At 50.0% G+C, this 12,494-nt stretch carries 12 protein-coding genes and 1 pseudogene; 6 read left to right on the forward strand and 7 right to left on the reverse strand.

Annotation, left to right across the window (positions count from 1 at the left end; all coding sequences use genetic code 11):
- Positions 1-244: 244 nt before the first annotated feature.
- From PP769_RS01585 to ftcD, 3 genes are all read right to left on the reverse strand, one after another.
- A complete protein-coding gene (locus PP769_RS01585) occupies positions 245-1,087 on the reverse strand; it encodes an ion transporter (protein WP_312644372.1) in 843 nt (280 codons plus the stop codon).
- Between the two features lie 132 nt (positions 1,088-1,219).
- The gene (locus PP769_RS01590) at positions 1,220-1,648 is read right to left on the reverse strand and encodes a CBS domain-containing protein (RefSeq protein WP_312644375.1); all 429 of its coding nucleotides are present in this window, start codon (positions 1,646-1,648) and stop codon (positions 1,220-1,222) included.
- A gap of 133 nt (positions 1,649-1,781) precedes the next feature.
- On the reverse strand, positions 1,782-2,699 hold the full coding sequence (ftcD, locus tag PP769_RS01595) for a glutamate formimidoyltransferase (protein ID WP_312644377.1): 918 nt from the start codon (positions 2,697-2,699) through the stop codon (positions 1,782-1,784).
- Between the two features lie 264 nt (positions 2,700-2,963).
- Here ftcD and PP769_RS01600 point away from each other — a divergent pair, with 264 nt between their 5' ends.
- Positions 2,964-3,494, forward strand: a complete 531-nt coding sequence (locus PP769_RS01600; RefSeq protein ID WP_312644384.1) for a DsrE/DsrF/DrsH-like family protein — start codon at positions 2,964-2,966, stop codon at positions 3,492-3,494.
- A 22-nt stretch (positions 3,495-3,516) separates the two neighbouring features.
- The gene (locus PP769_RS01605; protein WP_312644386.1) at positions 3,517-3,759 is read left to right on the forward strand and encodes a sulfurtransferase TusA family protein; all 243 of its coding nucleotides are present in this window, start codon (positions 3,517-3,519) and stop codon (positions 3,757-3,759) included.
- 363 nt (positions 3,760-4,122) lie between these two features.
- Here the strand turns inward: PP769_RS01605 and PP769_RS01610 are convergent, their stop codons facing one another.
- Positions 4,123-5,139, reverse strand: coding sequence for an alcohol dehydrogenase (locus PP769_RS01610; RefSeq protein WP_312644389.1), 1,017 nt, complete (start codon positions 5,137-5,139; stop codon positions 4,123-4,125).
- Between the two features lie 322 nt (positions 5,140-5,461).
- On the opposite strand from PP769_RS01610, the gene PP769_RS01615 reads away from it, so the two are divergent.
- Complete coding sequence (locus tag PP769_RS01615; RefSeq protein ID WP_312644390.1) at positions 5,462-5,821, forward strand: DsrE family protein; 360 nt, start codon at positions 5,462-5,464, stop codon at positions 5,819-5,821.
- A 44-nt stretch (positions 5,822-5,865) separates the two neighbouring features.
- Here the strand turns inward: PP769_RS01615 and fumC are convergent, their stop codons facing one another.
- From fumC to PP769_RS01630, 3 genes and pseudogenes are all read right to left on the reverse strand, one after another.
- Positions 5,866-7,269 (reverse strand): class II fumarate hydratase, encoded by a 1,404-nt coding sequence (gene fumC / locus PP769_RS01620; protein ID WP_312644393.1) that lies wholly within the window; start codon positions 7,267-7,269, stop codon positions 5,866-5,868.
- Between the two features lie 20 nt (positions 7,270-7,289).
- Positions 7,290-7,838, reverse strand: coding sequence for a DUF421 domain-containing protein (locus PP769_RS01625; protein ID WP_376753412.1), 549 nt, complete (start codon positions 7,836-7,838; stop codon positions 7,290-7,292).
- Between the two features lie 244 nt (positions 7,839-8,082).
- Positions 8,083-8,800, reverse strand: a pseudogene (locus tag PP769_RS01630) (DUF5996 family protein).
- Positions 8,801-9,262: 462 nt separating this feature from the next.
- On the opposite strand from PP769_RS01630, the gene PP769_RS01635 reads away from it, so the two are divergent.
- From PP769_RS01635 to PP769_RS01645, 3 genes are all read left to right on the forward strand, one after another.
- Positions 9,263-10,513: an amidohydrolase family protein gene (locus tag PP769_RS01635; protein ID WP_312644397.1), complete on the forward strand. Its 1,251-nt coding sequence runs from the start codon at positions 9,263-9,265 to the stop codon at positions 10,511-10,513.
- Between the two features lie 475 nt (positions 10,514-10,988).
- Entirely contained in the window at positions 10,989-11,462 is a 474-nt protein-coding gene (locus PP769_RS01640) for an NfeD family protein (protein ID WP_312644399.1), read from the forward strand.
- The gene (locus PP769_RS01645) at positions 11,452-12,390 is read left to right on the forward strand and encodes an SPFH domain-containing protein (RefSeq protein ID WP_312644401.1); all 939 of its coding nucleotides are present in this window, start codon (positions 11,452-11,454) and stop codon (positions 12,388-12,390) included. The genes PP769_RS01640 and PP769_RS01645 overlap by 11 nt, the downstream gene beginning before the upstream one ends.
- The last annotated feature ends 104 nt before the right edge of the window (positions 12,391-12,494 follow it).

Genomic DNA, 12,494 nt, shown 5'->3' on the forward strand with positions numbered 1-12,494 from the left:
AATCGAGAAAAATGTATGAAGCAGGTTTCCGTCGATGCAGCCCTAATGTCGCGGGGACCCAAGGTATTCGACAGTAGTCATTACCGTTAGGTTATCGCCATAAAGAGGGCCCGTTCCGACAGACCGGAACGGGCCTATTTTTTCGTGTTGGGATCTGGGCTCGTGGGTTATCCCTGCACCTTCTTTCTCTATTATTCCTTTCCACGATCGCCTTGGGTACGTAACCAACCTTGTTCTGGGCATTTCAACCTTTCAACACTTTCGATAGGGATAGGACATTTTCTTCAGACGTTCTTTCCAAGCGCTCCTCAAGGCGCTTGAGGGCTATTTGTGTTTCTCTCAAATCTTTGAGTATCTCTTTTTGTGTGACCGGCCCCTGAAGTTCAGCCAGGCGTTCGGCTTTGGCTTCATCGAGGTTATTGATCACCACGGCAATAAACAGATTAATCACGACAAACGTCCCTAAGACCACAAAACTCACAAAATAGATCCAAGACAGGTAATGAAAATCCATAGCGGTATACATCACATCAGTCCAATCTTCCAGGGTCACGACGCGAAATAGGGTCAACAGCGAGATCCCCAATGATCGCCAATGCGTCGGATCGTGCTCATGAAACAACTGATAGCCCATGATGGCGTAGACATAAAAGATCACGCCCATGAGCGTCATCACGTGAATCATGCTGGGAATAGATCTGACGAGGGTTGAAACGATAAGACGGAGCTCAGGAATGGTCGAGATGAGACGAACCACCCGCAACAAGCGGGCTAACCGTGCAATCATGGCAAATTCACCGGTAGCCGGAATCAAAGAAAATACGATGACGGAAAAATCAAAGATGTTCCAACCATCTCGAAAATACCGATCAATCTGCGGTGCCACGGCAATCATTTTGATGAGGGCTTCCAGAATAAAAATTCCAAGGATGACGTGATTTCCCCAATGCATCAGTGCACCATAATGTTCCACCAATGCCGGTGAGGTTTCCAGGCCAAGAATGACCCCGTTAACGAGAATAAAGGCAATGATCCCGTACTCAAACCATGGGTGGCGGACAATCTGATTCGCTTGATCTTTTATCATCGTCAACTCACAGGCTCATGGCGTATTCTCACCCTGGTACCAGGAAGAGAACGAGCGCCGATTCATTAAATGTTGGAAAATGGGAGGGATGAACCCGGTGAAGGAAAGCCGTAGCCCAACTCTCGGGGAGCTTCAACTCCCCGAAGTTTGCAAATAGCCCCGCAGTAAATCTCTTCGCGCGACGATCCCGATTAATTTCCCCTTTGAATCCACGACAGGCACCCGAATCAAATGATTATTTTGGAGGACATCCATCAGAGTCAGCACATTGGTATCTTGCGTGACCGATACCGGATTGGCAGTCATGATATCACCTGCCGTCACATCTTCCAGATTTTTTCCTTTACGCAAGGCTTTCAGTAAATCAAACTCGGAAACGATTCCCACCAATTTCGAGGTTTCGTCAATGATGGGAACGGAACCAAATCCTTCCATCATATAAGAGGCCAGTAACTTGGCTTCCGAATCTTTCATGCCCGATTGCACTTCTTTCTCCATGACACTGCCTACGGTTAACTGCCCAAATTTACTGGCCCGCAAAGCTGCCACATCATCGCTCATATGGTTTTTTCCTTTTTTGAGTAAAAGTTCATGCCCACTTGGTTACTCTTTCGAATGATTCCAGTACCCCGGCTCACAATTTACTCGGACGTGGTATTCATCTTCACATTTCCCGGTCATTGTACCTGATGAGTCACAACGGGAAAAGATGGTATTTCCCACACGCCACTTCCAACACACCTTCAGGGCTCCAGTTCTTCAACTTAAGATCCGCAGCCAAATCCGCATCCCATGCCTCCTGCGGAACCAGGCCCACAATTTCACTTTCCTGAATTTCCACACCCAACCGATGGGACTCCCGCTCCACAGCCTGAAAGGCCGCTCGCAAGGATGTTTGCCGGAAATCCATCAAATTCATGGACACCTGCACAAGCCTTTTTGATGTCAAGGGCACACCCATGGCCTTGAGGGCAGGTAAGCCTCCACCTGAGGACCGGATCGTGCCGGCAATACGACGAGCCACGTGAATGTCCTGACTTTTGAGGACCACGTTAAAGGCAATCAGGAAGAAACGGGCTCCGATTGCGACCGCTCCTGCCGTAGGATGCAATACGTTTGGGCCAAAATCAGGCTTCCACTCCGCTTCTTGATCCATCCGTTCCTGTAACCCAGAAAGCCCTCCCCGCCGTATACTATCCAGCCGGGCCCGCAAAGGCACTAAAGCCGCCTGTTCATAGAGAAAGACGGGAATGCCCAGCTCTTCCCCCACTCGCCTGCCCAAATTTTTGGCATATTCCGCACACTCCTCCATCGTCACGTTTCGTAAGGGAATCCAGGGCACCACATCAACCGCCCCGATGCGTGGATGCTGCCCCTGATGTCTGCGGAGGTCAATGCTATGCTGTGCTTCTTGAATAAACTGAAAAAGCGCCGTGGCCATTGCCCCAGGTTCTCCTGCAAGGGTAAAAACCGACCGATGATGATCGGGATCCATATGAAGATCGAGTAAGCCCACATTAGGTACCGACTGAATGCGCTCAGTCAATACAGCGAGGACTGCCTTGTCCAGGCCCTCACTCACATTCGGCACACATTCTACCAACCGATCCATGGCCCCTTTCTTTCATCTGCCGACGCGGCTAAGAAGCCTGCGGTCCATGCCTCATGCAGGCACAATCCGGAACAGGCTTTTGTTGACACCGAAAAAATTACCATATTATAGTCGAATGAGGAGTAAGGCTCATCTGTGAAAAATGTCTCAAAGCAAAACCAACTCTATCAAAGGCCAAGATCTGCTATACTCCGTAACAATCCGCCTATATCGGGGACTCTTTTAAAGGCGACCCATCATTTTTCTGAGAAAGAAGGTGACATCATGAACGCCACCCACGTAGAACCAGCAACTGCCTTAGCCGAGCTCAAAGAAACCAAACCCGATAAAGTGACACTTGTCGTCCTGAGCGGAGATATGGACCGCGTCATGGCGGCCCTGATTATCGCAACCGGGGCCGCAGCCATGGGCATGCAGGTAACGATGTTTTTTACCTTTTGGGGGTTGAATGCCATCCGGAAGGAAAATGTGAGTAGCTCCCCTAAGGATTGGCTTCGTCGAGCCTTTGGATGGCTGAACAAAGGGGGAGCCAGTCGCCTGCCCCTCTCACGATTTCATTTTGGAGGTCTCGGAACCACCATGATGAAAAAGGTGATGAAAGATAACCGCATGCCGGGTATACCCGAACTCATGGAAACCGCCAAAGATCTGGATGTAAAGATGATTGCCTGCACCACGACCCTGGGACTTATGGGCATTTCAAAGGATACGCTCATTGATGGCATCGACCAACTCGCCGGAGTCAGCACCTATTTGGCGGAAGCCCGGCACGGGTCCGTAAACTTATTTATCTAACGACACCACAAAAGGATGAACTATGATACCAGCCGACGTTAAACTCGATACATTGGGGTATTTTTGCCCGATGCCTATCATTCTGACTTCAAAAAAAATCAAAGAACTCGCCTCAGGGCAAGTCCTGGAAGTGATTTCGGATGACGAAGGGATAAAAAAAGATATGCCGGCCTGGTGCGAGACAACCGGACACGCCATGGTTGGTATGGAAGAAGAAGGTGCTGCGGACAAAAAAGTCTACAAAGCTTATGTCAAAAAGGCCTGAGATTCTGCCCATGTAGAATAACTCTTTGGCGGTCTCACACTAAATCAACTATCAAAAATTTAGACGCTGGGAAAAATCCATCCATCGAAATTTTCACAACGAAGACCATTTTCAGATCTTCCTTTTTCAATGCCATGGTCCCGCCTTTCCTTGCCCGCTTATTTCCTGAGGTGAAAAAATATACATGATCTCATGGTGACACGCATCAGGTGGGTAATGCCGGGTTTAGAAAATGGAGAACCGAACCGTGGCTATAGGAATTTGTCTCCTTTAACCACTGATAAACTTGGCTCTTTTCATGCACACAGCCTCCTTACTATGGGCATTCGCATTTTTGCCGAAGACAAGCAATGAGCAGGCTCTTCAACCAACCTTTAAAACTACCCTGAACCTTGTTTCACCACTCATCATACGCTCATAGGCTTCGGCTGCGCGTTCAAGAGGATACTCCTCTATCATTGGCTTTATACCTGTCATCACACTAAAGGCCAACGTATCCTGCGAATCCGACGACGTCCCGGACGGCCAGCCCTGAACTGAATGTCGACCCATAATAAACTGAACGATGGGTACTTCCACCGGTTCTTCAGAGGCGCCAACCATAATCAATTTTCCGTCCACGGCCAGTCCACCGATAGTCGCACTCATGGCCTTTCCACTCGTGACGGTTGCGAGGATTATCTTCGCTCCTCCAAAACCCTTAAGCGTTTCCGATACATTTTGGGCGTTGCTGTCAATATAGTGCCGTGCGCCCAATTTCTTGGCCAAAGCCTCTTTGTCTTTTCCTCTGGAAATAGCGACCGTCTCGAATCCCATCTTGCTGGCATACTGTACCCCTAAATGTCCAAGGCCGCCGATGCCCAGAATAGCAACCACGTCACCGGCGCGGGCGCCGCTCTTACGAAGAGCATTGAAAGTCGTAATGCCTGCACAAAGCAGAGGGGCCGCCTCCACGTCGGAAAGATCCTCTGGTATGCGAGCCAAGGCTTCGACCGGAGCAATCATGTATTGGGCATAGCCTCCATCATAGCTAATCCCCGGAACCAACCCACGTTGACAAAGGACAAAATCCCCTCGGCGGCATGGCTCACAACGGCCACAATGTCCTCCGTGCCACCCCACGCCAACCCGTTGGCCCTGTTTCCATCCCTCCACACCCGAACCCATCTCCTCAATAATTCCGGCAATTTCATGTCCGGGAATACGTGGATACTCAAGACCGGGCCATAGACCTTCCTTCGTGAACACATCGCTGTGACAAATGCCGCAGGCCTGGACCTTCACGAGAACCTGTCCTGATCCAGGATTAGGCACCTCTCGCTCCACGAGTTGCAAAAAGCCCGTTGCCTGCCGGACTTCCACGGCTTTCATCTTTTTCATGTGAATTCTCCTTATTTATTCCCTTTAAAATACCGGCTTGGCAAAGATCGAACACAAGCCTTCGGCGGGTAACGCAAAGTCTCGCTATCTATCGTGACAGATTAGTAAATTCAAGAAAAGGGATATAGGCAAAACCGGTGAGCTAACTTTATCCACACGCGCCGGCCAAAACCCAGGGTTCTACAGAGGTTGGTCTTACATCCATCACTGATATCATCAAGGAAGGGGCCCCCATCTTAATTCTAATCATGATTTCCTTATGATATGAGATTGGGGTGTCTGAGTAGCATGAAAGAAAAAAGGATAATATAAGGAGTAAACTATGGCACGCTTTGTCATTGCCGGGAGTAAGGGGACGGACGATCCAACAATGGCTACCCTTCCGTTTATCGCCTCACAAGAGGCTCATAAACAAGGGCATGAGGTCGTCTTGTGGCTTCAGGCCGAGGCCGTCGTCTTAGCAAAAAAAGGTGTGGTAGATGGTGTACAGGGAATCGGGCTACCGGCCTTGAAAGTGCTAGCCAATACCATTCTGTCTCAGGGTATTCCTTTGTGGGTGTGTTCAGCCTGTGCGATCGCCCGACAAATTCACGAATCTGATCTCGAGGTGGGTGCCGTAATGAAAGGCATGCAGGATTATGTCAAAGCTGTGGCCGAAAGAGATCGCAATCTTTCGTTTTAAAATCCTTCCCGGAAGGATCCAGAATGCTGTAGGTGACGTTGGAGTTACTCTGGACGAACCATCTGTTCCGGACGAATCAAGGTATTGAATTCTTCTTCAGTCACAAATCCGCTGGCGATAGCTTCTTCTCGCAGGGTGCGTCCATTTTTTAAGGCCCCTTGAGCAATTTTGGCAGCCTTATCGTAGCCGATGTGAGGAACCAATGCCGTGACCAGCATCAGGGACTGTTCCATCAGCTCGGAAATACGACCGATATTGGGTTCAATGCCCACAATGCATTTATCGGTCAGGCTCATGACGGCATCGCCGAGGAGGCGTATGGATTGAAGCACGTTGTACGCAATGACGGGTTTGAACACATTGAGTTCAAGATGCCCCTGTGCGCCGGAAATCGTGATAGTCGTGTGATTCCCGATAACCTGAGCACAGACCATGGTCATGGCTTCGCATTGAGTGGGATTCACCTTTCCCGGCATGATGGAAGAACCCGGCTCATTTTCCGGCAGGGAGAGTTCTCCAAGACCGGACCGCGGACCGGAACTTAACAGGCGAATATCATTGGCAATTTTATTCAGACTTACGGCGATAACATTGAGCACACCGGAGATTTCCACCATGGCATCATGAGTGGCCAACGCTTCAAACTTATTGGAAGCCGAAAGGAAGGGCAGCTGCGTACACGTTGCGACTTCTTCAGCAAACTTCTCACCAAACCCGGACTTTGCGTTCAATCCCGTACCGACAGCCGTCCCGCCTTGCGCAAGGGGATACAGTCGTTTAAGACCATCCTGAATCCGATCAATCCCCAATTGCACCTGGGCCGCATATCCTGAGAATTCCTGACCCAACGTGAGAGGAGTGGCATCCTGCAAATGTGTTCGTCCGATTTTGATAATGTTCTCCCAGGCTTGCGACTTATCCAACAAAACTCGGTGCAGATGTGCGAGGGATGGAATCAGGACCTGGTGCAGTTGTTCAACTGCCGCAATATGCATGGCCGTCGGGAAAACATCATTGGAAGACTGGCTGCAATTACAGTGATCATTCGGATGAACGGGCGTTTTTGATCCCAGCCTACCGCCCAGACGTTCGATGGCCAGATTGGCAATCACTTCATTGGCGTTCATGTTTGATTGCGTGCCTGAACCGGTTTGCCAGATTACCAGGGGAAAGTGATCGTCCAACTTACCGTCGATCACATCCTCTGCCGCATCAACAATAGCCTTGCCGGTTGTTTCATCAATCGTGTTCAGCACCATGTTGGATAGGGCCGCACAACGTTTGACGATACCCAAGGCCCGGATGAGGGGTCGAGGTAAGCGTTCCTGGCCAATTTGAAAATTCTCCAATGAACGTTGGGTCTGTGCACCCCAATATTTGTCGGCCGGCACAGAAATCGAGCCGAAGGAGTCGGTTTCGATACGAACGCCAGCTGTCTTTTTTGTCATAGCTCCCCCAACGACTTCAATTATCTGTTGGTGTGGGTGGGTGGAATGCCGGACGGTCGACTGACCCCTGTGAGGCTCGACTCTCCGGAACCTCCACCACTTCGGACTACGCTGAAGGAGCCGTCGGTCTCCAACACCACCGCCTCGACCTCATCCAACGTCGCCACCCCTGCAATTCGAACCGCGGCTCGCACCTCATCTTCGGTCACCCGCGTCCACCGCAAAGCAACAGGTAAAAATGTACCCTGATACAACAACATCGTCGGTTCCCCTGTGGCCAGCTTACGCACCCATCGGACGCGAAGACTGGACCATGTCACAACGAACTGCATTCCTATCAGCAGAGTTAAGGCCAGCACTCCCTGAGCCAAGGTCACATCTTTGTTGAGCAGAATGGTTGCTAGGGTCGACCCAAGCGCGACGGTCACAACCAAATCAAAGGCATTCATCTTGGAGAGGGTCCGTTTGCCGAACAACCTCAAAAGCGTGATAAGGCTGACATATGCCAGGACACTGATCAACGCCGTTCGGAGCAGCGCCTGCCAATTATCAAAGAAGATATGTTCCACTTGCACCTCACTGTTACCTGTTGCCCCGGCTCCCTCCATGGAGGGAACTACTGACTATTTCCTATCCACGAAAGACACGCGGGAAATCAACATGCTTTTCCAGGATGAAGACGGGAACCCCGACCGGGCCGGCAAAGATCCGAGCGTAATTCCGGCCGGACTCTCATGCCACTGCAATTTTGGGATCGATCCGTCGTTCCAAAGAGGCAACATCGTAGGAAGAACAAATTCTTGCATATCACTACTATAGCGCCCCGTCCGGCTTTACGGATGCTGCAGAAAAGTCCGGCGGGGCCGGATAGGCATATGAATAAAAAGCCGGGTAGGGAATCGGACCTCCACCGGGCCACAACCCGCAACTACTCACTTCCTCCGAGTAGGCTTCCCGCGTAACCCAGTCCGGCAGATTGGGAATTCCCCCGGGATGTTTTGGCGCCGGACGACTCGAAAAGCGGGTGACTGCCAGATCAGGCGCACCCCAGAAAAAATGCACGGGGCTGCATTTACCGATGAATCGTGCACGGAACTTCGCAAAGATACGATCGGCCTGTACCAGGACTCGCCACAACCGGTTGGCGTAGGCGGCATCGTAGGCTCGGTACGTTTCATCCTCATCAAAGGGAATTGGATCAGAAACTTCATTCGGCACACGGTGGATATGTACCTTCACGTCCAGCTTTCCTAACTCAGCCATGAGAGAGGCGTAGAATGTCGCGACCGACTGCGGTTGAAGTGGAATCCGTCCGGAAGCCATCACTCATCTGCACAATCCCCTGATGGTCAATAAAGTCGAAGTCGATTTGAAACGTACGGTTTCCATAGGGAATAGGAGATGTGGTCAGCCATCTCGGGGTCACATAGAGCGTGACATGCCAGGAATGGTTGATCCAGGGGCTCTGGGCCAAGCAAACCTTCCCGACGACTGCATCCACATGTGCAAGGTTGCATACGTATCCTCCCACTCATCCAGAATTAGGGGCGGCCATGTTTCCGATTTCGGCGAATTAGTCATAAACCTTCCTTCCACCACAGAATCGCTGCAGTCAAAAAATGATATCTTTGCATCTGCATGCATGGAAAGATTCTTGGTTAATTATGAGAATTAGTCAAGGTATAAAGTCTGCAAACCAAGCCTTCAGAAATCCCCCCAAAAAGCGGGAAATAATGTTTCGCCAAACCATTTATTACGATAGGGTTTGAACGAAATGCACATGTACCATTCTGCCTTCCCGAAAGATTCACAAGGCAAATCCATCCCTCCCCTTTTCTCTAAAAGGAAACCAACGTAGAATGGATGGTCGTTGTTTCAAGTAATTGCGTGTGGATTTCCCAAAAACTTCCGTTAGATACCAAATATCATCTGTTAGTGGGATTAAACTCGTCACTAGGAAACAGGAGCACCAAAAATGACTCCATGCAGGCACATGAGCAGGACATCGACATATTTTCTCCGGGCAATGCTGTTTGCTGTAAGTGCCTTCTGTGTTTCTTGCGATCTTTTGGGGGGAGCCTTCGATCATGAACCCAAGTATTTGGAAAAAAAGATTAGCGCCGGGGCCCGTTCGCTGATCGAACAGGCGTTCGAGGGCATACAAGGTGACGCGCTTCGCGACTATCACGTGCATATGCTGGGTATGAATGAAGCCATCAATGGAACCTTTGTCAATGAGGAATGGCAATCCCCCTGGAGCGGATTAACCCATTTTTTCCAGTTTGAAATCTATAAGAGCGCGGCGGTGGTTACCGACGAACAACAGGCCGACGCCCAATACCTTTCGCGATTGAAAGGCCTTATTCAGTTCATGCCCGAACGGGGAAAGTTCGGTATCATGGCGTTTGATTTCTTTCATGACGAGCAGGGACAACCTCATCGAGAACTATCCACGTTTTATGTGCCCAATGAATATGTGATGACCATTGCCAGGAAGAACCCCGAAATCTTTTTCCCTATCATCTCCATTCATCCTTATCGGGAGGATGCCACCATCGCGCTTCGTCACTATGCGCAACAAGGCGTTCGGTTTGTGAAATGGCTGCCCAATGCCATGGGTATTCACCCGGCGTCAGAGACCATGCAGAACAAACTCGTTCCGTTTTACCGCATCATGAAAGAGTACGACATGGTCCTGATTTCCCACACGGGTGTGGAGGTTGCCACGGAAGCAGAAGAATTTCAGCGGTTTGGAAATCCCTGGTTATTAAAAAAGCCCTTGGATATGGGCGTGAAAGTCGTGATGGCGCATGTCGCCAGTTTAGGGGAATGCGAAAAACATGAGGAGACCCTCTGTCCTCCCGGCACGCCCTATATCGATCTGGCCATTCAGATGCTTGAAGACCCCAAATATACAGGCTTAGTGTTTGCTGATATTTCGGCCTTGACCCAATACAATCGGCATCACAACCTCGATAAGATTTTATCCAAGCCCTCCATCCACTCCAGACTCATCAATGGAAGCGATTATCCCCTGCCTGCAATTAATATCGTGATTAGGACCCGCTCACTGGTATCTTCAGGTCACATCAACTCTGAAGAACGGGAGGCCCTCAATGAAATCTATGACTACAATCCTTTGTTGTTTGACTTCGTTCTGAAACGCACCCTCCGCCACTCTAAAACCGGCAAAAAATTTCCACCCTCTGTTTTTGTCGAACACCCCGACCTGCCCACCGGGTAGAAACAGGATTGACCACATGGCACGATAAATCCACACAACCCTGTGTAGCCGGAAATGATACTAGCTAGGTGCCTTCACCTGATAACTTCCGATTTCTCAAACGGGAAAATAGCCGTTCCGGGGAATTCACGGACCCACAGGCATCGTGCCCGGTTTGGTTTGAAATTATCGAATCCAATCTGAACATTTCTCCGGGCAAAAGACAGCGTTTGCAGGGCAAAGCTGAACGTTCACGGATACACCGGCAACCTCCCATTCGAAATGCCGCTTTGCCTTCCTGAGAGGAAGACCTTTCCGGAAATTTGTGCTAATCTTTTCCTAAAGACGGCACCGCAGTGTCCCCTTCTCAACTAAATAAATTATTAGGTCTTAGTTTTCGCCATACGACGGCCGATAGAATAGAAAAACGGCAATAGCTCGGATCCCCCTGTCCCCCTCTGCCGTTATCCTTGCAACAGAGAGGAGTCCTTTCGCGATGCTTTGGTGGCATTGGTCGATAATGGGTTTAATCCTAATAGGGCTGGAAATCCTCACCCTTGGAGGCCTGGGCAATTTTTATTTTCTGTTTTTCGGGGTAGCGGCATTGATGGTGAGCGCCCTCACGTGGTTAAGCTTGACAGAAGCCGCCTGGCTGCAATGGTTGAGTTTCGTGCTCTTCGGCATCCTCTCTCTCTTTGCCATGAAGAAACCCCTTCAAGGAACAGGCTTCATAAGGGAGAAGAACGAGGTTCCGGTGGATTCCATGGTTGGAGAGTTGGCCACTGTTCTGGAAACTCTTGACGCCCAACGAATAGGGAAAGTGGAACTCCATGGAACAAGCTGGACCGCCCGTAATGCCGGAACATTCACCATCAGCAAAGGATCACAGGCCAAAGTTATTCGAGTTGAAGGGTTGACGCTCTGGGTTCAAGCGGACCCGATCGTACAGGAGGAATCTCATGTCGGGTGAATTGCTGGTCACATTAGTTTTAGCCTTGCTCGCATTTATCATTCTAGCAAAAACCGCTGTTGTGGTTCCTCAACAGAGCGCCTATGTCGTGGAACGATTAGGACGCTATTCGACAACACTGAACGCCGGGCTTCACATTCTCATCCCGTTTTTGGATGTCATTCGATATAAACATACCTTAAAAGAAATGGCCCTGGACGTTCCTGAACAAATTTGTATTACCAGGGATAACGTGCAGGTCGGAGTGGACGGAGTCTTGTATATCAAAGTCTTAGATGCCGAACGCGCTTCCTATGGCATTACCGATTACCGGTTCGCCATTTCTCAACTGGCCCAAACCACGCTTCGTAGTGAAATCGGGAAAATTGACCTGGATAAGACCTTCGAAGAACGGACCACGATCAACATTTCCGTCGTGAACGAATTAGACAAAGCTTCCTCTCCGTGGGGTGCCAAAGTCCTTCGATACGAAATTCGTAATATCAACCCGCCTAAAGATGTGCTCAGCGCGATGGAAAAGCAAATGCGGGCTGAACGGGAAAAACGCGCGGTGGTACTGGCGTCCGAAGGTCAACGGGATGCGGCCATTAACGAGGCCGAGGGAGACAAGCAGCAGGTCATCAAAGCATCTGAGGCGAAACGGCAGCAACAAATCAACGAAGCCGAAGGGGAAGCCTCAGCCATTCTCGCAATTGCGACAGCCACATCCGAAGGTATTCGAAAGGTTGCCGACGCAATTCAACTTCCGGGGGGATTTGAGGCGGTTCAGCTTCGTGTAGCAGAACAATATATCAGAGAATTTGGGGAATTGGCGAAAGCCAGTAACACCCTCGTACTCCCAGCCTCTGTGTCCGATGTGGGTTCAATGATTGCGCTGGCCATGAATGTCATCAATCAAAAACCAGCGGCTACCCCAAAACTTTCATAACGTACCACAGACAACAGTGGTCGGAATCCCCTCATGGGACAATCTGTTATCAGTAAGGCCGAATTGCGTTCCTGACCGGTTCATGAAATTCAATTCCATCCCAT

Origin of the sequence: Candidatus Nitrospira allomarina (assembly GCF_032050975.1) — a bacterium.
Taxonomy (GTDB): domain Bacteria; phylum Nitrospirota; class Nitrospiria; order Nitrospirales; family UBA8639; genus Nitrospira_E; species Nitrospira_E allomarina.

Coding starts and splice junctions, on each gene's coding strand:
- PP769_RS01585 (WP_312644372.1), bottom strand. CDS start 1,087: ATGATAAAAGATCAAGCGAATCAGATTGTCCGCCACCCATGGTTTGAG.
- PP769_RS01590 (WP_312644375.1), bottom strand. CDS start 1,648: ATGAGCGATGATGTGGCAGCTTTGCGGGCCAGTAAATTTGGGCAGTTA.
- ftcD (WP_312644377.1), bottom strand. CDS start 2,699: ATGGATCGGTTGGTAGAATGTGTGCCGAATGTGAGTGAGGGCCTGGAC.
- PP769_RS01600 (WP_312644384.1), top strand. CDS start 2,964: ATGAACGCCACCCACGTAGAACCAGCAACTGCCTTAGCCGAGCTCAAA.
- PP769_RS01605 (WP_312644386.1), top strand. CDS start 3,517: ATGATACCAGCCGACGTTAAACTCGATACATTGGGGTATTTTTGCCCG.
- PP769_RS01610 (WP_312644389.1), bottom strand. CDS start 5,139: ATGAAAAAGATGAAAGCCGTGGAAGTCCGGCAGGCAACGGGCTTTTTG.
- PP769_RS01615 (WP_312644390.1), top strand. CDS start 5,462: ATGGCACGCTTTGTCATTGCCGGGAGTAAGGGGACGGACGATCCAACA.
- fumC (WP_312644393.1), bottom strand. CDS start 7,269: ATGACAAAAAAGACAGCTGGCGTTCGTATCGAAACCGACTCCTTCGGC.
- PP769_RS01635 (WP_312644397.1), top strand. CDS start 9,263: ATGAGCAGGACATCGACATATTTTCTCCGGGCAATGCTGTTTGCTGTA.
- PP769_RS01640 (WP_312644399.1), top strand. CDS start 10,989: ATGCTTTGGTGGCATTGGTCGATAATGGGTTTAATCCTAATAGGGCTG.
- PP769_RS01645 (WP_312644401.1), top strand. CDS start 11,452: ATGTCGGGTGAATTGCTGGTCACATTAGTTTTAGCCTTGCTCGCATTT.